Raw genomic sequence first — 24,314 nt, forward strand, 5'->3', positions numbered from 1 at the left:
GCCTATTGCACGCCGTAGCGTGCAAAATCGTCGCCGATGCTGCCCTGGATCGCCTTGGCCGCCGAGATATCGCCATCGCCGCCGGCCCTGTCGCCCTGTTTCAGCTTCGCCAATCCGCGTCCATAGAGCGCGCTTGCGAGCTTCGGGTCGATCCGAATTGCGGCGCTGTAATCGTCGATCGCCGCGCCGAGCTGTCCCGTCTTCAGATAGATGAGGCCGCGCGAGTCGTAAGTCGCGGCATTGGCCGAACCCGATTGCAGCGCCCTGTTGCAATCCTCCAGCGCCGCCTGCAACGCGCCGAGGACGGCCCGGCTCCAGCAGCGTCCGTTCCATAGGCCTTCGAGATTCGGCTCGAGGCGAATGGCCTGATCATAATCCTGCGCTGCGTGGGCATAGTCATTCGTCTTCAGGTAGGCTTCCGCGCGATTGGCGAAGGCCTGGCCGTAGTTCGGGTTGAGCTTGATGGCCTGATCGAAAGCCGCAGTCGCAAGCTCGTATTCGTGTTTCCTGAAATAGGCCACGCCGCGGTTGTTGAACGGCTTGGTGTAGGTCGGATTGAGCTCGATGGACCGATCGAAATCCTGGATGGCGCGGTCGTAATCTCCCTGGGCGGCATAGGCGTTGCCGCGGTTGTTGTAGGCGATCGCCAGACCAGCCGTCGTCATGTCCTGCCCCGCATCGATCAGCGCCGTGCATCCGCCAATGCGCGCGTCGAGCGGCGCGCGGTCGCGGCCGCTGCACAGTTCGACATTCCGCAGATAGTTGTCCTTTGGCTTCGGCTTCTGCGCGATCGCCGGCCAGGCGAAGAGCATCGCAACGAGAAGCGATATCAGGCTGACAATTGCGCCGGCGCTTGCACGAGGTTTCATGTCGGCCCTTGCTTGCTCGAAAAGGCCTGCACCTGCCCTAGCATCCTCGACAGATGTTTGGATTGAACTTGTGGAGGATGTTTTGCTCAGGTTGCTGCGTCGTTCGTGTCCCGGTCTTCCGGACCTTGCTCTTGCCCTCTTCAACGAGCGTGGCGAACTTCACAGTGCCATCCTCAGATATTTCGATGCGTGGCGTGGTGCCTCGAATGCCCATCGTTGCCACGGGGGTGTCGATCTTCATGTCGCCGGTCTTCGCAATGTTGCCGGCAACAAAGGTGAACGTTCCATTGGTCAATTTGAGCAAGGTCGAGTTTGACTTGCCGTTTGGATCGTACACGAACTCGGTCATGGCCATTTTGGCGTTGCTCGACAGATTGAACGAGGTGCCGTCGGTGAAGTTGATCCCCACCCGTCCGTCGGCTCCGGTCTGCACCACATCGCCCAGATAGACGGGGTCGCCGACCTGCGTCTGAGGCAGTTTGTCAGGCAGCCCCGCCTGAACGACGACGGCACTCACATGTTCGATCGTGACCGAACCGGTGGCCGCCACGACTCTCCCGATGAATTTCAATTGAGAAGTCTGGACCGCGGGCTGGGCCGGTTCGGTTTGCGCCTGCACCTGGCCGGGCACAAGAGTTGCGAGCGCCAGGACGAAGCTTGCAAGCAATTGAACAATCAAATGAATGCGCACGATCCCCTCCTTTGAGAAGATTTTGTCGTGTCGTGGCTCGATGGTGACCGGAACCGCCGGGCCGAGACCGCAGGACCTTGAGTTCCAGATGAGCTACCGAAAACAGGCATAAGTGCCTGACGCAGTTCGACTAAAAATTAATAAGTGGACAATTTACTCAGTAACTATACTATTAATTTTGCGGGGCTGCACGCGCGATAAACGTCAGTTGTTCTGCCATTTTCGCAATGGCTCCGCGCTACTGGAATTCGATTTTCACTACCGAATTTAGTTTCAATCAGGACGTTTCGGCGGGCAAGCCTATGGCTGCTGGCGCGAGGTTTTTTCACCTTGCGGCGAGCCAAACCAAAAAACTGCGGCACCGCATTCCGGCCTGAGCTGCTCAACAGGCGAAAAGCCAATGTCAGTTGCGTCCGGCGTCGAGTTCGGGGGCGTGTGCATGGCCGATTTGGGCCAGCCGCCCCGATTCATCGGCAACATTCAGACGGCGATCGGCTGCGGCACTATCAGGCGTGCAAGCGGCATCGCGGTTCGAGGCGCGATTGGCGATCCCGTTCGCGAGGGTGACGTCATCGAGGTCGAAGCCGGCGGGCGGATCGAGATACGGTTGATCGATGGCAGGGTGCTCGACCTTCCAGGTGGCACCTGCCTCGAGCTAAGTGCATGCGCGCAGGACCCCAGCTACATCGCGCGACCGGGCCTGCTCGCGAAGACCAGGGGCATCTTCCGTTCCATTGGCAGTTGGCTAACAAGGTCGGGCACCCCGGCCGCGGACCCGCCGGTTGGCAACATTCGAGCGGGCGGCTTCGGCACACTGACGCTCACCGCGCTGACCTTCTCGCTCCTGAAAGAAGCCCGGGCCGCGGAGCCGAACGTCACGTTCCTGGACGACGACAGCATCAACTACAAGGACCTCCACCACGGCGTCTTCGAGCTCGTGACCAAGGAGGCGATCCCCCGGCATATCATCGTCGAGGATCCCGGAGAGACGATCATCCTGAGCAGAAAGGGGTCCTCCGTCGGCGTCAACCATGCCACCAATTCCCCTTCGCACATGCAGGAATTGCGGGAGGCCCAGCAGGAGACGCTAGCCTATTTCGAGAAGGGACCGGGATCGAAAGGGTCCAGCACGCCGACCTTCGACGGGTCGCCGTTGCTGCAACCGATCAATTTTCAGCCTGGCGCGCAACCGCTGACGCAAGATCCGCTCGCGCCCGTGCCGGTGGTCATCTTCGCCAACGTCGAGACCTTCAAGCCGCCGCCGGTGCCGCCGCACCTGAACCTCGGAGCAGGACTGACGGAAATCGATACCGCGAAATTTGATGACTTCGGTACGGCGAGCGGAACTTTTTCCGCGAGCAGCAAGAACGGCGCAGTGACATTCGGCATCGGCGGAGGAAGCGCCGGCAACGTGGTGCAGGGCCAGCTGACCTACGACGTGTCGAGCACCGGCGCGTTTGGCACGCTCTACCTCAACAGCGCGACAGGAAACTACACCTTCGTTCCGAACAATGCCGCGATCAACGCGCTGAAGGTCAACTCGACCCAAAGTTTCGTTATCACCGTATCGGACGGCACGCTCTCGACCAGCGAGAGCTTCGACATCCCCATTGTTGGTGTCGACGACGCCTCCATCATTTCCGGCGCCAAGGCCGGCGCTGTTGTGGGTGCAGTCGGCGTCAGTGGGGCCTCGCCCGGTCTGCTCATCGCGACCGGCACGCTCACCGACACCGATGTCGATGATCCCGCCAATACCTTCACCGCCATCAACGCGCCGACGACAAGCGCGGGCGGCCACGGCTCATTCACGCTCACAACGGCCGGCGTGTGGACCTATACGCTCAACAACGCCGACAGCTCCGTGCAAGCCCTCCATGTCGGCCAAACCCTGACCGACAGCTTCGCGGTGACCACGATAGGCGGTACCCCGCAGGTGGTGACGATCACCATCCACGGCCCGCTGATCGAGGCCAGACCGGCGCCGTCGCTGACGCTGAGCGAGACCCATCTGACAGCGACAGCGCTGGACGACAACATCGCCGGCTCGGCACCAGACGCCGCGTTGACGACGACCTCAGGCGAGTTCTCGGCGGCCTTCGTCACCGCACCGGGTCTGACCGTCAGCTACGCGCTGACGATCACCAGCGGCAATGGCGCGGCGTCGGGGCTGATCGACTCGCACACCGGCCTCGCCGACGTGCTGGTCCTGAACGGCAACACCATCGAAGGCCATGTCGGCACAGCAAGCGGGGCGCTGGCATTCACCATCGCGGTTGATCCGGCCACGGGCCGCGTGACCTTCGTCGAGCACCGCGCGGTGGAACAATCGTCCGGCACCAGCCCTGACAGCGGCGAAGGGATCGCGCTGGGGACCGGCATCGTAAACCTGATCGCGACGGTCACGGACAGCGACGGCCGGTACCAGGACATAAGCATCGATCTCGGCAAGCAGCTGACGATCACGGATGACGGCCCGCACATTGCGGCGGCGGGCACAGCCCCATCGCTGACGCTGAGCGAGACGCATCTGACGGCAACGGCGCTGGACGACCACATCGCGGGCTCGGCACCGGACGCGGCGCTGACGATGACTTCAGCCGATTTCTCGGCGGCCTTCACTTCGGTGCAAGGCGCCGATGGCGCGACCATCCACTACGCGCTGACGATCACGGGCGGCAACGGCGCAGCGTCGGGGCTGATCGACTCGCATACCGGCCTCGCCGACCTGCTGGTTCTGAATGGCAACACGATCGAAGGCCGCGTCGGCGCGACCAACGGCACGCTGGCATTCACCATCACCCTCGATCCGGCTACGGGACGCGTGACCTTCACCGACTACCGGCCGGTGGAGCAGCCGATCGGCGGAAGCCCGGACGGCGGCGAAGCCGTGTCGCTGGCCGCGGGCATCGTGAACCTGGTTGCCACGATCACGGACAGAGACGGCGACTTCCAGAGCGCGAACCTCGACCTCGGCAGCAGGCTATCCATCAGCGACGATGGCCCCTGCATCCGGGCCAACGGCACCGCTCCGTCGCTGACGCTGAGCGAGACGCATCTGACGGCAACGGCGCTGGACGACCACATCGCCGGCTCGGCGCCGGACGCGGCGCTGACGACGACTACAGCCGATTTCTCCACGGCGTTCACTTCGCTCCAGGGCGCCGATGGCGCGACAACCCACTATGCGCTGACGATCAACGGAGGCAACTGCACCCCATCCGGTCTGACCGACGTGCATACCGGCCTCGCCGACGTGCTGGTTCTGCACGGCAACACCATCGAAGGTCATGTCGGCACCGCAGGCGGGGAGCTGGCATTCACCATCGCGCTTGATCCGGCCACGGGAGCAGTCACTTTCACCGAGTATCGCGCGGTGACGCATCCGTCCTGCACCAGCGCTGACGAAGCCGTGTCACTGACCGCCGGCATCGTGAACCTGGTTGCCACCATCACGGACAAGGATGGCGACTTGCAGAGCGCGTGCATCGACCTCGGCAAGCAGCTGACGATCACGGACGATCACGCGACCATTTGCGGTTTCCCGGAGACCTTCGTCGCCGCTCAGGACCATCAGACGGCAAGCGGCACTTACCATGTCGATTTCGGCGCGGATGGCGACGCCGCGATGCGCGTTGCCGTCCACGACGGTGCAGTCGGCAGCACGGGATACGATCTGGAGACGTCATGCCTGGGCGACGGCATCACCTCGGTGCACGTCACCGGACATGGCGATGACTACAGCTTCTACTATACGACCCATGAGGTGGACGGCGGCGTCGAGCTCGACGCGTACCTTACGGATTGCGGCGGCACGCTGGCCGATCCGTATTTCAAGTTGCTGATCGATCCGGATGGAACCTTTTGCTTTGATCTCGAGCACGCCGGGCTGTCGAAGGACGTCACCGTTAGTGGCTCCGATTTCGGCGCCCCGGCCTGGGGCACGCCGTCATTGACTGCTCCGGACGGACAATTGGTGATTACCGGGTCCGACTGCGCCGGCCATGCGCTCGATGTCAAGGCGTCGGACTGCGGTATCGCAGTCGGCGACAGCGGACTGCAAATGGACCCCACCGAGCAGTTGAACCTCGCGTTCACCGGGCAGCAGTCGCAGGTCAGTTTCAATCTCACGCAATGGCAGGGCTACGGCACGGCCGGTGTGATCCTCAAGGTTCTTGACGGCAGCTCCGACGTTCACGACTTCTGTATCGATGTTCCCAAGCCGCTGTGCGGCAGCGCCAGCTTCGTGGTGCAGGAGACATCGGATGCTTCGCTGATCGACACCTACACTTTTGATGCCACGACGACGACGTACACGCTGTACGTTGACAGGCCGTTCAATCAAGTCCAGGTCGATTACGATCGGACGGAGGCCGGGCACCCCACCTTCGCGGTCAACAACATCAGCTATACTGAAAAGACCAGCATCAACGCGGATCTCCTGTTCGATGTAACCGCGGTCGACGGAGACGGCGATTCGGCCACGACCAACCTTCAGGTCGATATTCAGTGCCACACGGCGGGGATGGATGCCTTCACATTCGCGGCCAGCCCGGACAGTGCTGCGCCACCGGTCGGCGGCAGCACCAGCGCTCCAGCGCCCGACGTTAGCCCGATGTCAACGAGCGGCCACGTAGACGCGGCCTTGTCTCAGGCCATGTTGCCCTTTGTAGACGGCGGAACATCCGCAACGACCGCCCAGTCCTTTCATTTCGCGGCGGAGCTTCCGAGCCTTGACCAGCAGGCAGCTTCGCCTCCTCCAGACTTCGATCAAACGGCCACGTGGTTCGGTCAGCACCAGGATTCCGCTGGATTTCGCCTGGCACAAGGGGCAGCAGATGCAGCGCCGGCAATCGGGCCAGCTATCCCGGAGCACCAGCCAGATTACTTCTCAAACCACATGCCGGACGCCGTCGTGACCCATACGCCTCACGATCTGATCGTCTAACTACTCCCCACACTCCGGCCCGCGTCGGACGTTGACGCGGGCCAGGATCGCTTCTCTTGTCAGTGGTCGCCGGCCTTCAGCGCCGCCGAAAGGCTGCGCACTGAGCGCGTCACCAGCGGATCGAGATCAAAACGCTTCTCGAGCATCCTGAGGATCGACGTGGTGTCGAAATCCTCATGCGCGACGCCCGACTTGTTGAAGCGCTTGGCGATCAGCAGCGCCGGAATGCGGGTGCCCGGACCCCACTGGTCCGCAGCCCTGGCTTCGGCACCATAACGGTTGTGCGGCGGCGGCGGCACGTGATCCCACTGCCCGCCGAACTCGTCATAGGTGATGACGATCAGCGTATCCTTGCCATCCGGCCCTTCGGTGATCGCCTTGACGAGATCGACGAGATGCTGGCTGCCTTCGGACTCGCTGGTGTAGCCCGGATGCTCGTTCTCCTCGCCGATCGGCTTGATGAAGCTGACCTGCTTCAGCCGGCCGCTCTTGGCCGCCTGGATGAACTCCGCCTCGTCCTTCAGATGATCCCTGCGGGCCTGCGTTCCCGGTGCGTAGTTGGCGAAGTAGTTGAGCGCCTGATGGTGGAACTGGAAGTCCACGTCGGCGCAATTCGGGAACACCGCCGTCGCGAGATGGTTCGGATCGGTGCAGGTCGTGCCGTTGCCGTTGGTCCAGCCGGAAGCGCCGACGTCGCCATTGGCGTTCGACCAGCCGCCCGAATACCAGGCCCAGTCAACGTGCTTTGCCGACAGCCGATCGCCGATGTTCGGCGTGTGCAGCGGCGGAAGGCGCTTGATGTCGGGGGTGCCCGGCGAATAGGGCTGGTAGGTTGGCTGCGTGGTGTTGACCGCGTAGTCGCCGCAGGCGAGGCCCGCCGGTAGCCCGGCCTGGCTGCACTTGGCCGTCAGCTGAGCATCCTTCACGGTGGAGAGCGGCGTATAAAGCGGCGTGCTGGTGGGCATGCCGTTGGCATCGACGATCGAGTGGAAGTCGTTGGCGCTGCCGTCGCTCAAGGCACCGACGAACTGCGGCGCCGCGGCCGCAACAAAGAACTGGTGGTTGAGGAACGAACCACCGAAGGCGCCCTGGAAGAAGCTGTCGGCGATGACGTAGTTCGGGGCGCCGTGGCCGTGCAGATAGCTGTAGATCGGCAGTTTCTTGGTGTCGTAGTAGCCCATCGTCAGGCCCGACGCGTCGCTGCCGGTCACGTAGCGGTTCTGCCGGCCGCCGTTGAGCTGGTACTGCTCGTTGTAGAAGCGATGCACGATGTCCTCGGTGCAGCCGCCGGGCGCGCCGGTGCCGTTGAGGAAGCCGTGCGCCGCGAAAGCGCCGACCGGTTTCGGGCAGGTGGTGGCCGAGGTCGGAATGAAGTCGTTGATCTCGAACGGCTTGTTCTTGAAGGCGCTCAGGATCGCAACGGTGCCCGTATTGTCGGTGCAGCTCGTCGGCTGCGGCGACGGCGAGGTCAGGTTGACGTCGTTCTGCAGCAGGCACGCATAGACGGTCTGATTGTCCTGCCGGACCTGCAGGGTGTGCGCCGCATCGGCGTCGGCGGTGCCATTGATCCGGTCACGGCCGACATCGCCCCAGTGTCCGTAGAGGTTATCGAAGCTGTGGTTCTCCTGGTAGATGACCACGATGTGCTTGTACTGATGCACACCCTCATGACCGCGGTCGCGCAGATCACGCAGCTCGTCCCTGACCTCGTGCTTGAATTCATCGATGATCTTTTCGACCAGATTCTCGGCGTTTGCCACCGGTGCGGTGGCAACGGTGCCAGCAACAATTGCGAGCGCCGGAATGGCTCTCCAAAGCCGCATCATGCTCTCCTGATTTAGAAAGAAATAGAAATGGAGCTACACGCTAAGCAAAACACATTTCGCTGGGATGACCGTTTTTCGACGCGCGCGCGAAGGCATGACGTGTCGTTCGCGCCCCGACAGAGTATCGCCCGGTAAGAAGCGTAACCATCGGTTTCGGCTTCGTTGCCGTCATCAAACCGCAATCAACCTTCGTCTATCCAATCAGACGGTCATTGGTCCCGCCGACAGAAAACTGTCACCTCCGTGACATCTTCCGATCGGGCGGCGGCACGAAGCGATTTGTGACAGGGGCGAATTCTCGCGATGGCTTGGGAAATTGTTGCGCGCGATTCCGGAGCAGGTCGGACCGCAGCCGCCGGTCGCGGCGTGAAGCACGCGCCGATCGCGCTGCTGGCGCTCGTCGCGGCCTTCCTTCCGTTGCGCGCGACGGCGTTCCCGCTCGGCGGCGACCAGACGGTGCTGCCGGCCGGCACCGAATTTTCCGAGGAGGCGCTGGCGCGGCCGCGCGAGCTTTTTCATTCCGAAGCGATGGGCGGGCGAAAGTCCTATCTGGTCAATCTCGGCGATCTCGCCTTCAATTCGCCTTCCATCCTGGGCGGCAAGGCCAGGCAGGCCGAGATGAGCTGCGGCACCTGCCACGTCAATGGCGCATCGAACCCGAAATTATTCGTCCCCGGAGCCTCTTCGCGTCCCGGCACCTTCGACACGACCAGCCTTCTCTTCAATGCCAAGACGTTCAACAGCATCCTCGATCCGGTCAGGATACCGAGCCTGCGCGGCGCCCGTTTCCTCGCGCCCTACGGACATGACGGGCGCATCGGCTCGCTCCGCGACTTCGTCTATAATGTCATCGTCAATGAATTTTCGGGTCCAAAGCCGCGCGACGAGGTTCTCGACGGCCTCGTCGCCTATATCAACGACATCGATTTCCTGCCGAATCCGAAGCTCGGGCCCGGCGGCAGGCTTGCCGCGCAAGCCAGTGTTGCGGAGCGCCGCGGCGAGCAGCTGTTCTTCAAGCCGTTCCCGAAGCAGGCCGAACTAAGCTGCGCCGGCTGTCATGTTCCGGGGGCAACCTTCAACGATCAGCTGCGTCACGACGTCGGGTCCGGCGGACTGGTCAAGACCCCCACCCTGCTGAACGCCAACTTCAACGCGCCGTATTTCCACGACGGCCGCTACGACAGTTACGAGCAGGTGGTGGATCATTTCGACCGCGTGTTCGACCTCGACCTGTCGACCGAGGACACGCAGGACCTCGTCGCCTATCTGACCGCGGTCGGTGACGGCGACCGTCCGTTCGACAAGGACGGCGTCGTGCTCCGGATGAAGGAAGTGCTTGAACTGTCGAGCGTCCTCGAGGTCGCGATCCCGGCCGCCGATACCGCGGTGGTGTCGCTGGCCGTGACCGGCGTCGGCGCCGAGCTGCGCGAATTGACCGAGCGGATTCCCGACATCAGGAACAGCTCGATCGGCGGCAAGGACGAGCGGCTGGCAGCGCGTGCGATCCTGAAGGACCTCGTCCTCACCCTGCGCCGCATCGATCTCGACGTCGGCGCCGGCCGTATCGACGATGCGATGGCGGAATATCGCCAATTCGCCCAGCTGGTGAATTTCGACGTTCCCGTCGCTCTGAAGAAGGTCGAGCCCTGGTCGCTGTTCAACAGCAACGTACACCAGTCGCACTACACCGCGCTCGGCCGGATCCTTCCGGTGACGAGCCGGCAATCGCAGTAGGCACGGGCCGACACCGGCTCACTCCGAAGCCGGCGGCGCAACCCATACGTCGCTCTGCTGAATCCTGCGGATCAGCGCCTGCGGATCGAATTTGCGCAGGTTCGCCGGGATTTCGAAGGCTTGCGCCGGCTGGGGCTCGTCGCGGATGCGGTCGACGGCGACCAAGGTCCCATCCGCGGTCTTGATCTGGATCGGGAATTTCCGCGCGCGGTCGATCCACCCGACGAAGCCGGGACCGAGCGACGCCGTAACCCGATAGACATCGGTGGCGCGCCCCGCGATCGTCTCCTCTCCGACGCGTTGGCAATGCCATGTCGCGGCATCGATCGGCGCGGCCAATTGTGCGATCGCCTGCCATTGCCGGCAGGGTTGGTCCGGATCGACTGGAACGAACATTTGGGTCAGCGGGCTTGATCGTCTTGCGTCCATGAAGACGCGGGCGCCCGGACGGACGAACCAGGCCGCGGGTCTCGCCGTATCGATCAGGAAGAAGCCATCGGGCAACGCGGTTGTCTCGATCCGTGCTTTTCCGTCCGAGACTCGCAAGGTTCCCATAGCGGTTGCCGTGTCGTCCTTCCGCGCAACGAGGTCGGCGGAAAACTGCTGCGCCTGGGCGGGCATCCAAGCATTCGCCAGGATAGCAACAGCAAGTAGGCAGGCCGCGGCGGTCCTGCTTATTGAACACGTCACTTCGTTGCGCTTCATCGCATATTCCAGTCAATCAGAGGGTGAGCAGGCAAAACATGACAGCGCCGACCGAACCATGGGTTCGATCGGCGCCGGCCTCGGATGGATTCAAGAGCTCGCGCTGGGCGAGAGCTTGATCACTCGGTGTAGGACAACGTGACTGGCTTGCTGAAGTCGAACGCGTCGAACAGGTCAGACAGTGCCGGGCTGTTGGTCGGGACGTACTCGTTGTTCTTCGTGTAGGTCGGGTTCGGCAGGTTGTCGCGGCTTCGGTTCGTGAGCGGCTGGAGGGCCCAGTTGCGTTCGATGAACTTCAGCAGCGAAACGTGGTCGGCGTAGTTGTGGTTGACCTTGCCGCCCGTCGAATAGGGCGAAAGGATCAGGGTCGGAATGCGCGGTCCGTCGCCGAAGAAGTCGATGGACTGCTGGTAGCCGGAGTCCCAGTAGCCGCCGGCCTCGTCCCAGGTGATGAAGACAGCGGTTTCAGCCTTCAGCTCGGGATTGTTGTCCAGCGCGTTGAGTACGTTCAGGACATAGGCCTCGAACAGGTCGACTTTCGAGCTCTGCGGATGACCGTCGAGCAGGCCATCCGGCTTGCCGAACGACACCGAGGGCAGCGTGTTCTTCTCGATCGACGTGATCAGATCGGCAGTGTCCTTCATGTGAGCCTGACGCACGGCCGGGTTGGCCATGATCGAGGTCGCATACTGGAACGGATTGCAGATCTGGCAGTAGGCAACGCCGAGCGCGTGTGCCGGATCGGCAACCGCAGCGGCGCTGAGGTTCGGGTTCGACGGATTGGCGGCAACCGCGGCGTTCGAGAGCGCCACGGCGTCGTTAAAAGCACCACCATAGAACGCCCAGGAGATGTTCTTCTCCATGAGCGCGTCGCCGATCGTGCGGACCGACGACGGGGGGACGTTGTTGCCGCCCGCCAGCGCGCCGTTCGGCAGATAGCCCGGATTGACGTTGTTGAGCATGTAGTAGTGGTTGGGCTTGCAGTTCGGCTCGGCCGCGTACGGCAGATTGTTGAGATAGGTGACGATCGGCTTCACGCCGGGCTGGAAGACATCAGAGCAGTTGCTCCAATTGCCATCGACGGTGTAGCGGTTGACCGAACCCGCGGCCGGGTTGGGGTTGGCGATCAGGTTGGCCGGCGGCGTCACCGGGTTGCCCTTGCCGTCGCTCCAGAAGGCCGCATCGCCGGTGCCGAGCATGAAGTGATTCGCACCGGTGCCGCCGTGGAACGACTGGTGGAAGTTGTCGCTCAGCGTGAAGCGGTCGGCGAGCATCTTCAGGACCGGGGCCTGACCCTGCTGGGCGTTGTAGAAGCCCATCGAGTTGGCCATGCTCTTGTTCGACGCCGAATAGGTCGCCATCACGAACGGGAACAGGTCGTTCAGGCAGCCCGAATTGTTCTTCTTGGTGGCGCTGGCGGCGCTGCAGTCTTCCTGCTGCCAGTCCTGATAGAAGCGATGCGTCGAGTCGCCGGTGTAGTCGTCGTCGGAGAGCTGCTCGCCCTGCAGCTGGAACGGTCCGTTCAGACCGCCGGCGCCGGGAACGCGGGTATCGAGCACACCGGTCGGCAGGCCGCTGAAGCCGGTGGTGAGGATGTCGAGATCGGCCGGGTCCATGTCCTTCTCGACACTGGCTTCGGCGATCGTCTTGAACGGAGCGCCGGTGTCGCTCTGCGCGGTCGGCGTGCCGTTGGTGTTCGGCTGCGGCATCAGGTTGGTCGCGTTGTAGGGCGACTTCGAGATGGTCGGCGCGCCGATATAGAAGGAGGTCTGGCCCGCGACCGAGTACTGTTGCGCCTGCGCAAAGTTCGGACCCGGCGTTCCGTCCTCGTTGACGATGCCCTTCGACAACAGGTTGGAGATCGTCTGCCCCTTGCCCTTCGGCTTGTAGATACCAAAGGTGTGATCGAGGCCACGGTTCTCACCGATCAGGATGATGACGTGCTTGATCGGCGAGGCGGTCTTCACCTTGTCGCCGTGATCCTTATCACCATGATCGTGGTCATTCTTGGCGCGATCGGCGTCGTGGTGCGCCTTGTTGTTGTGATGCGGGCGCTTGTCCCAGTCACTGTGACCGCCCGGATAGTGAGCGGCATATGCGGCTGTCGCAACGAGCACCGTGGACGCGATGCAGAGCGCGGTGCTGGTTCGCCAGTGCTTTTTGTAGTTCAAACTCATTGTCGACCTCAGGTGTTTGCGGTTAGCAACGCACCCTGCTTAGTGCGGCAATATGACGCATGGTTTTCGCTTACATGAATGCGCGCAAGAAATTTCGAAACGTTCAAATATTTTCTGCGGAGACATCTGCAGCAGCGCGCGCATCTCCGCGATTCAAATCTTCAACTATTGATAGAAACTTAATTGAGCAATCAACGCGACGATTTTGACGGCGAACGCGCTTCAATACGGCCTTATCAATGCGAAACGTGCTTGGAGCGCATCACCTGGCGAAGCGCAGCATAATGCTGATCATGCACGTCCTGATTGAACAGCGACCACGGCTCGGCGCTGGCCAGCAACGCAGGAACTGCGGCGGCCATCAGGTTGCGATAGTTCCTGAACTCGGTTGCAGCATCAGCGCTGCGCCCCGCAGCAACAGCCATTTCGCTTCGCCGCAGCGTGAGCACGAGCTCCTTGAGACCGTTGCGCGCAAGCACGCGCTGCTGCTCGCCGCCTGATACGCTGGTGTTCTTGCGATCCGGGTATTGCTCGGTCAATTCGCGCAGCTCACGGCCGATCGTATCGACCGCAAGTGCGACGATGTCCTTGTCGCCGGCAGGAATCGCGGTCGCAAGCACCGTCGAGAAATCGTTGATCTCCTTCAGCGTGGCGCCGGCACCGTCGCGCTCATAGGGCTGCACGCCATCGCCCACCGCCGTGAGATAGGCGACCAGGTCGCCCTTGTCCTGCGCCGAGAGATCGAGCTGGAAGGTGCGGTCGAAATAATCGACGACCTGGCTGAAATTGTCGAAGCGGCCGTCGTGAAAATACGGCGCGTTGAAGTCGGCGTTGCGCAGGGTCGGCGTCTTGAACAGGCCGCCCGAACCGATGTCGTGCTGCTGATGATCGACAAAGCCCGACGATGGAACATGGCAGCCGGCGCAGCTCAGCGCAGGATCGTGCGGGAACGGCCGCGAGAACAACGCTTCGCCGCGGCGTTCCGGTTCGGTGATCTTGCCAGCCAGCCGTCCCGCGGGACCGAGGCTCGGGTTGGGCAGGAAGTCGACGTCGTGAATATAGGCCACGATCGCATCGAGCGTTGCCGGCGACGGCTCCGGTCCGGCGAACTCGCTGGTGATGACGTTGTGGACGAAATCGCGCAACGAGGCGAACCGGCCATCGGCGCCGTAGGGCGCCAGATAGCGGGCGCCGCGCAGGCTCGGAATCCGCACGGGATCGAACGACAGATTGTTGGCCTTCGGATTGAACAGCGGACCGGTGGTATCGAACGTGCCGGGCCGGCTCGACATCTTCGGCATGAAGAATTTGGTGTTGTTCGCACCATTGACATGGCAGGTGCCGCAGCTCACGCTGGCCTGCCGCGCCACCTCGCCAAGCAACCCGGGCGAATTGAAAGCGAGATCGCCGAGATTGACCAGATAGGATTTGCTGCCGGTGCGCTCGGACTGAAACACCTCGCGCGGCTTGTCGAGCGCATCCTCATTCAGCTCGGTTGCAACCGGCAATACAGTCTTGTCGCCATCGACGGGAAACGCCACGGCGCGCCCGAGCAGTGCAAGGGCGATGACGCCGGAGAGCAGTGCAGCCAGACGCAGCTGAAGCGATTTCATCGCGCCTGGGCCTCCAAAGTCGGCCGCTGCAGGCCGAGCTTCGCCGACGCGCTCTGCAAGGCGATGACCAGTTCCTCACTGGTCTGGCGCAGATCGGAAATGTTGACATGCGGCAGGTCGGGCGTCGCGACGATCGCCTCGAGCTGCTCGATCCGGTTGTTCACCATCTCGTCGAGCTTGCCGTCGACCGTGTTGAGCGCGGCAGAGAAAATCGTGTGGTAAGCGAAGTCGATGCCCGCGATGTTGTTGCGCATGTCGTCGAGCGAGGTGCCGCTGATACGCGACTCGCCGCCATCAGCCTTGCTCTCTCCGACTTCGTAAGCGAGCCGCACCGTGCCGTCCAAGAGGCCCTGCGGCGTCAGCTTGATGTCCTTGAGCTTGCCGTGAAGGTCGTTCAGGTGCTCGACAAGGCCCGCCGCATCGGTGGCGACGTTGGTGCTTGCAGCCCCGAACAGCTTCGCCTCGATGGCGTGGAACCCGCTGTCCGCGTTCGGCCAGGCGTCGATCTGCGCATCGAGCTCGGGAACGAATCCTGCGGTGAACACTTCCGAGCGCTCCCAGCCGGCGCGTGCCGACAGCCAGGCTTTCTTCGCACCGGGCAAATCCGCTGCCGCGGCGCGCTCGCGCAATGCACGCGCGCCTGTCAGCGCACTGGCGACGCCCTCGATCAAATACGGCCGATAGCGCTCGGCACCTTCCTCCAGAGCGCCGGCATTCGCGGCGCGCACGCCCGCGAACGCTGCCAGCAAAGCCAGGCACGCCGCCACTCGCATCTTGTGCATAGTCAACCCACTCATCTGCCACGAAGGGCTCGCGGCACGTAGTGGTGCGGACTATTGTCGGTATCCTATGCGGATTTGTGACAGCGCAGACTTTTTGTCGCATCTTTTCTGCTTCGCTGCCGTCGATGACGATCACAATTTCGCAAACCCGTCGCGCGGCGACGGATCAATTGAAAATGGACTGTTCAACGCGCGCGAGTTGTTGCAACACATTGAGCACGCGTCACACCTATCCCGTCACCATGCATATCGATCGCGAAGTTCTTTATTTTATCGGGTCTTACGGCACGCTTTGCGTGCTCGGCTGCGCGGTCGCGCTGATCGATCTTCGCCACGGCATCATTCCAAATTGGCTGAACCTTGCGATCGCCGCGCTCGGTCTTGCGAACGTCGTCGTCACTGAAGGCACGACAGCCGCCTTCACTGCAATGGCGAGCGCGGTCCTCGTCGGCGCCGTGTTCTGGCTGTTGCAGCGGCTTTACTTCGCCTTGCGGCATGTCGACGGATTGGGACTTGGCGACGTCAAGTTTCTTGCCGCCGCCACGATTTGGGTCGGCGCAACAGGAATTCCGACCTTGCTGCTGATCGCAGCACTCGCGGCACTTGCGGTTGCCGGCAGCCTGCAACTCGCAGGACATGAGATGAAGCGCCAGACGTCGATCCCGTTCGGTCCCTTTCTTGCGCTCGGGCTTCTCCTGACGTCGGCACTTCAGAGCTGGCTCGCGCTGATCTAACTTCCGCTGGACGCTGCAATCACATCTGGCGCCGCGCGGCCAAGGGCTTCCGCTCCGTGCTGACCGGAACGAGCCGGACGTCGCCGCTCTCCTCACCGCCGGGCTGGGGCAATGTGAGCACGGCCTCCTGCTCGTCCTTCTGCATCCTGACTTCACGTCCGTTGATGGCTCGCAGCTTCCATCCCTGGAAATCGTCACCGACCTTCAGTCGCAGCGCGGTCTTGTTCGATTGATCGAGAAATATCCCGAAACTTTCATCATCTCCCGCGATCGTGCCGACCAGCGACAGCGGCGGCGGCTCGATCGCGACCTTGCGCGGCGGCGTCGGCGCTGGCTTGCTGACCTCCGGTTCCGCAACGACGGCGGGCGGCGGCCGCCGCGACGGCGAGAACACCGGCCGGTCGCGCGTGTTGGACAGCGTCTTGAGCGGGATGCCCCACAGCGGATTTGCGCTGAGTGGCCGCGACGTCGGCGCCGGCGAAGGGGCCACGCGGACCGACGTTACAGGTTCGGACGGCGGCGGCGAGCTCAGCACCGGACCGCCCAGGCGGGTATCATCGAGCAGCCCGGCGTCGAGCGCATCGCCGGACCGGTCGGGCACGGCGGCCGGTGCAGCATGAACCGACGCGGCCAGGAGCACGATGATCGCTGCAAAGCGTCGCATCACTTGGCTCCCCGCCATTGTCCGGATACGCCGAGCAGCACGCGCATCTTGCCGGGATCGGCGCCCTTGGCGGCCTCGTCGGCAACGGGCTGCACGACCAATTGGTCGATGAACAGGAATGGCATGCCGGCTTCGAGATCGTAGAGCACCTGCTGCAATTGCGCCTGCTCGATCTCGCAGCTCGCGACCATGCTGAGGAAGCCGGCCTTGGCCGGTGCGTTGGGAACGTCGAGCTGCGTCGACAGCACGTTGCCGCCGGCCTTGATCACGGCGCCCGACACGCGTTGCAGCAGGGTGGCGCCGGCAACCGTGACGGTCGCGCCCTCGAGATAGGCGGAACCGGTCGGCATCGCGGGCTGACCGGGCGCGGTATTCGCCCTGGATCGCCCTTCGAGTTGCTCCAGCATTCCGGCCGAGGCAGCAACATCGCTGCGCAGGCCAGCGATGTCAGACAGCGACGAAATGACGACAAAGAGCAAAAGCACGAAAAGGCCGAGATAGCTCGCGGTCGCAACCAGTGGCGAGGTGCTGACGGCGGCCAGCGATCGGGATGCTGCGCTCATGTGCCGGACCCAAAATTTGCGGTGATGTTGGCTTCGACGTGGAACCGCTCCGCCGTCTCGTTCGCCGCGCGCGTCGTCGGCGCGAAGAACGTTGCGCGTGTGAATTGCGGCGACTGCTCCAGCAACCGGATCAGGGATGGCGCATCCTGGGTCATTCCGACCACCTGCACCTTGTTGCCCTCGATGCGCAGCTCGGTCACATAGGTGGTATCGGGCAGTACGCGCGAGATCGCTTCCAGGACCATGACGCTCGACGGCGTCGTCTGCTTGCGCTTGGCCAAGAGGCCGAGACCGGACGAATCGCCATTGGCATCGAGGCGCAGCGCGGCACGGCGCTGCGAGATCCGGTGCTGGAGATCGTCCTGCTCCGATTGCAGCCAGCCGCCGAGATAGACGTTCAGCAGCAGCGAGACCGCGGCTGCGGCGGCCGTCGAGACCAGGCCGATGCGCAACAGGCGCGGAACCACAGGTCCGGCAAGACCCCGCAACGGCCGATCGAGCAGCGTCACCTGCTGCAGCGCGCCGTCGCCGCCAACCGCCGGCGCCGTGACCGCGATGGAGGCACCGCCCAGCGTCCTGGCCAACCGGATCAACGGATCGACCTTGGCCGCCGCGGTCGCACTGAACGCGACCTCAATACGGTCATTGCCGACCGGTTGCGGCGCGCCCCAGCCGAACACCGCGTCAGCGGCGCTCCATGGTGTCAGCCGGTCGACCTGCGCGCGGATCATGCCGTCGAGGAAATCGCCAGCCTGACTCGGGAAATCGAGCACGCGGCTGACGATTTGATCCGATCGCAAGCGCACCTCGATCCGGCTGCCGTCGAACGCCGTCTTCCAATCCGCTGGCAGCGGAGGCTGCGGCGCATCGTGATCGAGCCGAAACGAAACCGGCACCGAAGGCGAACCATCCTTCGACACCGCGAGACGGGCGGTGAATGTGCCGTCGGCATTTTCGTCGAGCGCGACGCCACGCCGGCGCACGAACCTATCAGCGACGCCGTCAACGGTGACCGCGACCGCGCCGATCCAACGCTCAAACCATTGTCGTGCTTCGGCAAATATTGCCATCAACCTCTCCCGCGAAGCAGAACCGGATTTCGCGGTTCGACATCGTTCTGCCAGGACAACACACGATAGGGCTCGACCTTGTCGCCGAGCGCGATCACCGCCTCGGACGTGGTGCGATGGCCGTTGCGGAAACGGATCGAGATCGCGATCCGGTAGCATGGGCTTTGCGCTGTCGATGCCGCACTTTGCGCGTTCGGCGCTTGCGTTCCGGCCGCGATGCCGTTTGGCGAGGCCGAACGCGCCCCGAATCCGTCCTGATCGTTGCCCGATGCCTTGTCCAGCGCCCTGACGATTTCCGGCGCCGCGATCTTCGGATCGACATCCGGGCTGCCGTTGAACACCGTGACAAACGGCAGCGCGCGGTCGACCAGGGCTTCGGGGATACCGGCGACCAGCGCCAGCTCATTGACGTGGACGAACAGGCCCTGTCGCGGCGGGTAGCCAAGCGCATTGTAGCGGGCGGCCTCGACATTCTCGCTGCCCGGCGCGGGCCGGGTTCGCCAGCCGACGATCCGGTCGGCGTATTCGCCGGCTGCGTCCTTGCCGGCGCCGAGCACGACGAACAGGCCAATCAGCATCTCCTTCGATGCGTAGTTCAGGTCGAGGCGCCCCGCCTCCGACGTGAAGGTCACGCCGACGCTGGCATCGTCCAGCCCAAAATGAAAAGCCCCGCTCTGCGGCCGCGTCTTCTCATCCGTCAACGTCAATTGATAAGCGGCGAGCTCTACTCCGGCCGACATCAGCGCCTCGGTCTGCAACGACAGGTCGCTGGCGGCCAGCGCCCGCGCCGACGCGGCGAGATAGGCCGAGAAGATGATCGCCAGCGACGACAGCGCCAGCAGGATCCAGAGCACCGCAACGATGACGAAGCCGCGATCGGCCGGCGTTCGGCCGCACTTGCCGGTCGCGCCCATCACGTCTTCCCCTGATCGGTAGACGTCTTGCCCTGATCGGTGTTGCCGTCGGAATTGCGCTTGTCGCCGCAATTGCCGTCCGGCTTGGTGCAGTCGCTCGGAATCTGGACATGGACCGGCGCGATGGTCGACACCGACAACACCCGTTCGCTGGCCGCATCACGCACCGTCAGGCGGATCATCACCGGCAGTCTGTCGGCATCCTGCCACACGCTTTTCCATGCCCGGTCCGCCCCGGCATAGGCGAAGGACAGCCGATAGGGCGCGCGCAGCAGCACGACCGGGCTGCCGAGATGCACCTGTTCCGACAGCGACACTCCGTCGGCCAGCGGCGTAAACCGCGCCTGCGAACGCACCGTGACGAACTCGCCGCGATCCCTGATCTCGCCAAGCCGCACGATGTCGAGCCCCGGCCCCGCATTCGGTCCTACCGATGTCCGCACGAACGTCACCGACAATTCCGATCCATCGAACAGCGGCTTGTGGGCGTCGCGATTCGCGGCAACAAACTCCGCCGCGGCGAGGTCGGCGCCGATCCGTTCCAGCGCGATCCCGATCAGCTCGCTGCGCTGGATCCGGTCGAGCCCCTTGTTCCAGCTCGGCAACCATTGCGCCGTGATGCTGGCGAGCGCCGACAGCAACAGCCCCATCAATGCCAGCGCGACGATGGTCTCGATCAGCGTGAAGCCGCGCTCATGCGCGCGCCGGTCTGTGTTCGCCGAGGTCATTGCGAGGACCTCGGCATCAGGCGCACGGTGCGGACGTCGGACAACGCGCCGCCCGGAGATTTGACACGAATTCTCACCAGCTCCGGGGCCCAGGGCACGTTGCCCTCGGGAACCGTCCAGTCACCACCGAGCGGACTGACGTCGACGGTCCAGCGGTAGCCCTCCGCCTGCCCGGTCGATGAGCCCGGCTGCAATTCGGCGCGGGTCGGGATGCCGACCGTCATCAAGGTGCGCGCTGCCTGCATCAGCGCGACGTGCTGCTCCATGGCGCGAACACCGCGCGTCTTGACGCCCATGACGGCGCCGATCGCGACGATCGAGACGGCCACCAGCGCCAGCGCCACCAGCACCTCGATGATCGTGAACCCCGCATCAGCGCGGTTAGTTGGCGGCGACGTCGCGAGCAACGATTTCAACCCTTCCGGTGAGCCAGTTGACGCGCACTTCATATCCTGCATCGAGCCGCGTCAGCGCGATGGAGCCGCCACAGGAACCGCCATTGGCGAAGAAACGAATGGTCGATAACGCGGCCTGCCGCTGGCAGCGTTGCGGCAGCACGGCATCGAACCGCACATCGTCTGGAATTCGCACCGCCATGCGCGATGCGCCCGAGTGGATCACCCGGCTCGCCGCATCGACCAGCGTCGCCACGCTGGTGCTGCGCTCGATGGCGGCATTGCGATCGGCCTTCAAGAGCGTCGCGGTCTGCAGCGCATAGGCCTGCAACCGCGAACGCGAGGTCTGGTGCGGAATGAACGGAAGCAGCACGGCCGCGAGCAGCGCGATGATGGCGAGCACGCACACCATCTCGAGCAAAGTGAAACCGCGCTGCGTCGCGTCATTCATGCTCGCCATGCATCCTTGTTATTCATTGTTGGCGGCTGTCGCCTTCTCGAGCGAAATGTCGGCGGAGGTGCCGCTGCCGCCCTCCTGACCGTCAGATCCATAGGAGACGATGTCATAGGGCCCGTGTTCACCCGGCGAGCGATAGATGTAGGCGTGATTCCAGGGATCGCTCGGAACGTTGCCGCCCTTCAGATACGGGCCATTCCAGGCAGCAACACCCGGCGTGCGCCGGACCAGAGCGGCGAGGCCCTCCGCCGTGGACGGGAAGCGGCCCGCGTCGAGATAGAACAGGTCGAGCGCGCTGGAGAAGCTCTGCAGCTGAATGCGCGCGGTCTTGACCTTGGATTCGCTGAGATAGTTGAGAACGCGCGGCCCGATCAGCCCCATGATGAGGCCGATGATCGCGATCACCACCAGCATCTCGACCAGGGTGAAGCCCTCCTCCCCTGAACGCCGCGGCCCTTGTGACCGCGCCCGCGCGCGTCCCGCTCGCATGGAAAATGCCCCGATGATGGTGTTGCGCGATATCATGACCGATGACCTCTGCTCTAACCGACTAGCTGCGTGACCGAGAGCAGCGCCGTCATCACCGATACGATCAGTCCGCCGACGACGGTGCTGATCGTGATGATGGCCAGCGGACCGACAATGCCGACGACACGGTCCAGGCTGCGCTGCAATTTTGCTTCGTAGAATTCCGCGACTCGCCCGGCCAGCACCGGCAGCTGCCCGGTCTCTTCACCGAGCCGCAGCATGCGCACCGCCATCGGCGGCAGGCTGTCCGCGACGGAGAGCGCTTCCGACAGTTTTCCGCCATGGCGGACGCGGTCGGCGGCGGCGGTCCAGTTCGCCTCGCTCCCGGTCACCGCCATGATGTCTACGAGGATGCGCAGCGCAGCCGTGAGGTTGACGCCGCTGCCGAGCAGGACGCCGAGATTGCGGCAGAACAGGCTGGCGCGATAGAACTGGAAGGCGCTGCTGATGCCAGGCACCCGCGAGATCGCGTTGACGAGCGCCGCACGGACGCGCGCCTGCCGCAGCAGCCACCATGCGAGCGCGATCGTGGCCGCACTGATCAGGCTTGCCGCCGTGGCATTGGCGCGGAGGAAATCCGATACCGCGATGAAGCTGGCGAGCGCCGTATCCGACTTGCCGCCGAAATCGCCCAGCACGGTCGAGAATTGCGGCAGCACGAACAGCAGGAAGAACAGCATCACGCCGGATGCCGCGACCAGCACGAAGGCCGGATACTGCATGGCGTCAGTCAGCTTGCGCCGCATCTGCTCGGAGCGCGCGCGCTCGGTCCCCAGCATCTCCAGCACGGAATCCAGCGTGCCGGAGATTTCCCCGACCCGGACCAGGGCGATGTACATCGGCTGGAACAAGGTCGGATGATCCGCCACCGCATCGGCAAAACTCTCGCCGGTGAGCAGGGCCGCGCGAATTTTTGCCACCACCGGACGCATCCGGCCGACATCGGCATCGCCGGACAGCAGCTCCAGGGCATCGTCGAGACGCGCGCCGGCCTTGAGCAGAAGCGCAAGATCGCGCGTGAACGTGGTGACCTCGGCGGCACTCGGCCCGCCGAACAGGCTGCGGCCGCCGCCAGCGCCGGACGCGCGCTTGTCCTCGGTGGTTTCGATCGGCAGGAGCTTGAGATATTCGATCCGCCGCGCCACCTCGGCCGCAGTCGGGGCGGCGATCGTGCCGTTCACGATCTCGCCAGTCTGGGTCAAAGCGCGATAGCGATAATTCGGCACGACGTCACCGCACCGTCGCAACGCGGAGGATCTCGGCGGGCGAGGTCAATCCGGCGCGGCATTTGGCGACCCCGTCGTCGAGCATCGTGGTCATGCCCGCCCGGATCGCCATCGTATCGATCTTCAGTCCGTCGGTTCGCTCCCCGATCAGGTCGCGCAATTCATTCGATAGTTCGAGCAGTTCGAATGCGCCGAGGCGGCCGCGATAGCCGGTTCCGCCGCAGCGTTCGCAGCCGCATGGCTCGTGAACAATCTCGCCAGCCCGCAATCCGATCGCCGCAAGCCGGGGATCCTCGGAGAAATCAGCCGTTGCCAGCGGCCGCGCCGTCTTGCAGCGCTCGCACAATTGCCGGACCAGCCGCTGCGCGATCACGCCGCGCAGCACCGAACGGAGCAGATAGCCTTCGACCCCGAGGTCGAGCAGGCGCGGCACCGCGGCCGCCGCCGTCTCGGTGTGCAGCGTCGTCAGCACCAGATGCCCGGTCAGCGCCGCATGCACCGCGACATGCGCGGTCTCGGTATCCCGGATTTCACCGACCATGATGACGTCGGGGTCCTGTCGAACGAAGGAGCGCAAGGCGGTGGCGAAGGTCAGACCGATCGCAGGCTTGACCTGGGACTGGTTGACGCCGGGGATCTCGTATTCGACCGGGTCCTCGATCGTGAGAATCTTGCGGCTGGGCTCGTTGAGGATCGACAGGATCGTCGCCAGCGTCGTGGTCTTGCCGCTGCCGGTCGGTCCCGTGATCACGATCATGCCATGCGGCAGCTTCAAGAGCCGCCGCAGCTTGGCCTCATCAGCCTGCGAGAAGCCGAGCTTTTCCACGACCAGCAGGCCGCGATCCTTGGGCAGGATACGGATGACGGCGGATTCGCCATGCTGCATCGGCATGATCGCGACGCGGATATCGATGTCGGTCCGCCCGGCCCGCAGCCGCGCCGCGCCGTCCTGCGGCAGGCGACGCTCGGCAATATTGAGATTGGCGATGATCTTGATGCGGGAGACCACGGCCTGGGGCAGCACGCCGGACAACGCCGCGACCGGCCGCAGCAGGCCATCGATCCGCAACCGGACCATCAGGCCGGCGGCAAACGGCTCGATATGGATGTCGCTGGCGCGAAGCTCGACCGCCTTCTCGATCAGATCGTTAACCGCGCGCACCACCGGCGCGCCGCTGGCGAGATCGCGCAGGCTCTCGATGTCGTCTTCGCGGGGCAGCGCCGCCGTCAGTTCGGTGGCCTCGTCCTCCTCGGCACTGGCGCGGTTGTTCAGCACGATGGCGACGTCTTCCGACGATGCCACTTTCACTGTTATCCCGGCGCCGAGCACAATCTGCGCCGCCCGCTGCGTCGCCTGATCGGTGGGATCGACCACCGCAAGAACAGCGGTTCCATCGGCTTCCCGGCACGGATAGACCATGGTCTCGCGCAGGAAACGCGGCGAGAACGACCCGACCAGCGGCTCGGCCGAGGTCATTTCCTGGAGCGTCAGGCGGCCCAGCGCGAAGAAGCGCGCGGCTTCGTCGGCGAATTCGACAGGCGAAAGACTGGTGACCTCCCACAGCTTCAGTTGCCGGTGGTCGGCGCCCTGCCCGGTCCGCTCGGCCGGCCCATCGGTCGGCGCAAGGTGATTGTTCTGACGGAGATAATCCACAAACCGAACGGACAGGTCGTTGGCCATTCTCTTATCCCG

Annotated in this window: 20 protein-coding genes; 3 read left to right on the plus strand and 17 right to left on the minus strand. The window is 63.8% G+C overall.

What is annotated here, in order from left to right:
• Positions 1-2: 2 nt before the first annotated feature.
• Both V5279_RS40450 and V5279_RS40455 read right to left on the minus strand, forming a co-directional pair.
• Entirely contained in the window at positions 3-869 is an 867-nt protein-coding gene (locus V5279_RS40450; protein ID WP_338692389.1) for a tetratricopeptide repeat protein, read from the minus strand.
• 37 nt (positions 870-906) lie between these two features.
• Complete coding sequence (locus V5279_RS40455) at positions 907-1,560, minus strand: FecR family protein (protein ID WP_224741364.1); 654 nt, start codon at positions 1,558-1,560, stop codon at positions 907-909.
• Between the two features lie 439 nt (positions 1,561-1,999).
• On the opposite strand from V5279_RS40455, the gene V5279_RS40460 reads away from it, so the two are divergent.
• On the plus strand, positions 2,000-6,505 hold the full coding sequence (locus tag V5279_RS40460) for a DUF5801 repeats-in-toxin domain-containing protein (protein WP_338692390.1): 4,506 nt from the start codon (positions 2,000-2,002) through the stop codon (positions 6,503-6,505).
• A 59-nt stretch (positions 6,506-6,564) separates the two neighbouring features.
• On the opposite strand, the gene V5279_RS40465 is transcribed toward V5279_RS40460, so the two are convergent.
• Complete coding sequence (locus tag V5279_RS40465) at positions 6,565-8,331, minus strand: alkaline phosphatase family protein (RefSeq protein ID WP_338692391.1); 1,767 nt, start codon at positions 8,329-8,331, stop codon at positions 6,565-6,567.
• 303 nt (positions 8,332-8,634) lie between these two features.
• Between V5279_RS40465 and V5279_RS40470 the strand changes: the two genes are divergently transcribed.
• Positions 8,635-10,065 (plus strand): cytochrome c peroxidase, encoded by a 1,431-nt coding sequence (locus V5279_RS40470; protein ID WP_338692392.1) that lies wholly within the window; start codon positions 8,635-8,637, stop codon positions 10,063-10,065.
• A gap of 18 nt (positions 10,066-10,083) precedes the next feature.
• On the opposite strand, the gene V5279_RS40475 is transcribed toward V5279_RS40470, so the two are convergent.
• The 4 genes from V5279_RS40475 to V5279_RS40490 all read right to left on the minus strand — a co-directional run bounded on the left by V5279_RS40475 (position 10,084) and on the right by V5279_RS40490 (position 15,342).
• On the minus strand, positions 10,084-10,686 hold the full coding sequence (locus tag V5279_RS40475) for a hypothetical protein (protein WP_338692393.1): 603 nt from the start codon (positions 10,684-10,686) through the stop codon (positions 10,084-10,086).
• A gap of 203 nt (positions 10,687-10,889) precedes the next feature.
• Positions 10,890-12,941 (minus strand): alkaline phosphatase family protein, encoded by a 2,052-nt coding sequence (locus V5279_RS40480; RefSeq protein ID WP_414645787.1) that lies wholly within the window; start codon positions 12,939-12,941, stop codon positions 10,890-10,892.
• A gap of 242 nt (positions 12,942-13,183) precedes the next feature.
• Positions 13,184-14,560 (minus strand): cytochrome c peroxidase, encoded by a 1,377-nt coding sequence (locus tag V5279_RS40485; protein WP_338692395.1) that lies wholly within the window; start codon positions 14,558-14,560, stop codon positions 13,184-13,186.
• Positions 14,557-15,342, minus strand: coding sequence for an EfeM/EfeO family lipoprotein (locus V5279_RS40490; protein ID WP_338692396.1), 786 nt, complete (start codon positions 15,340-15,342; stop codon positions 14,557-14,559). Before V5279_RS40490 ends, V5279_RS40485 begins: the two co-directional genes overlap by 4 nt.
• 212 nt (positions 15,343-15,554) lie before the next feature.
• Here V5279_RS40490 and V5279_RS40495 point away from each other — a divergent pair, with 212 nt between their 5' ends.
• Positions 15,555-16,076: an A24 family peptidase gene (locus V5279_RS40495; protein ID WP_338692397.1), complete on the plus strand. Its 522-nt coding sequence runs from the start codon at positions 15,555-15,557 to the stop codon at positions 16,074-16,076.
• A 19-nt stretch (positions 16,077-16,095) separates the two neighbouring features.
• Here the strand turns inward: V5279_RS40495 and V5279_RS40500 are convergent, their stop codons facing one another.
• The 10 genes from V5279_RS40500 to V5279_RS40545 are packed head-to-tail and all read right to left on the minus strand — an operon-like array spanning position 16,096 to position 24,302.
• Positions 16,096-16,740: a hypothetical protein gene (locus V5279_RS40500; protein ID WP_224741358.1), complete on the minus strand. Its 645-nt coding sequence runs from the start codon at positions 16,738-16,740 to the stop codon at positions 16,096-16,098.
• Positions 16,740-17,303 (minus strand): type II secretion system protein GspM, encoded by a 564-nt coding sequence (gene gspM, locus V5279_RS40505; protein ID WP_338692398.1) that lies wholly within the window; start codon positions 17,301-17,303, stop codon positions 16,740-16,742. The genes V5279_RS40500 and gspM overlap by 1 nt, the downstream gene beginning before the upstream one ends.
• Positions 17,300-18,373 (minus strand): PilN domain-containing protein, encoded by a 1,074-nt coding sequence (locus tag V5279_RS40510; RefSeq protein ID WP_338692399.1) that lies wholly within the window; start codon positions 18,371-18,373, stop codon positions 17,300-17,302. The genes gspM and V5279_RS40510 overlap by 4 nt, the downstream gene beginning before the upstream one ends.
• Positions 18,373-19,287, minus strand: a complete 915-nt coding sequence (locus tag V5279_RS40515) for a type II secretion system minor pseudopilin GspK (protein ID WP_338692400.1) — start codon at positions 19,285-19,287, stop codon at positions 18,373-18,375. Before V5279_RS40515 ends, V5279_RS40510 begins: the two co-directional genes overlap by 1 nt.
• Positions 19,287-20,015, minus strand: a complete 729-nt coding sequence (locus V5279_RS40520) for a type II secretion system protein (RefSeq protein ID WP_338692401.1) — start codon at positions 20,013-20,015, stop codon at positions 19,287-19,289. The genes V5279_RS40515 and V5279_RS40520 overlap by 1 nt, the downstream gene beginning before the upstream one ends.
• Positions 20,012-20,431, minus strand: coding sequence for a prepilin-type N-terminal cleavage/methylation domain-containing protein (locus tag V5279_RS40525; RefSeq protein WP_338692402.1), 420 nt, complete (start codon positions 20,429-20,431; stop codon positions 20,012-20,014). The genes V5279_RS40520 and V5279_RS40525 overlap by 4 nt, the downstream gene beginning before the upstream one ends.
• Positions 20,397-20,861, minus strand: coding sequence for a type II secretion system protein (locus V5279_RS40530; protein WP_029079778.1), 465 nt, complete (start codon positions 20,859-20,861; stop codon positions 20,397-20,399). The genes V5279_RS40525 and V5279_RS40530 overlap by 35 nt, the downstream gene beginning before the upstream one ends.
• 18 nt (positions 20,862-20,879) lie before the next feature.
• Positions 20,880-21,356, minus strand: coding sequence for a type II secretion system major pseudopilin GspG (gene gspG / locus V5279_RS40535; RefSeq protein WP_166307498.1), 477 nt, complete (start codon positions 21,354-21,356; stop codon positions 20,880-20,882).
• 53 nt (positions 21,357-21,409) lie between these two features.
• Positions 21,410-22,621: a type II secretion system F family protein gene (locus V5279_RS40540; protein WP_338692403.1), complete on the minus strand. Its 1,212-nt coding sequence runs from the start codon at positions 22,619-22,621 to the stop codon at positions 21,410-21,412.
• A gap of 4 nt (positions 22,622-22,625) precedes the next feature.
• Entirely contained in the window at positions 22,626-24,302 is a 1,677-nt protein-coding gene (locus tag V5279_RS40545) for a GspE/PulE family protein (RefSeq protein WP_338692404.1), read from the minus strand.
• Positions 24,303-24,314 lie beyond the last annotated feature (12 nt).

The organism is Bradyrhizobium sp. 26S5 (assembly GCF_036923295.1).
Classification (GTDB): domain Bacteria; phylum Pseudomonadota; class Alphaproteobacteria; order Rhizobiales; family Xanthobacteraceae; genus Bradyrhizobium; species Bradyrhizobium septentrionale.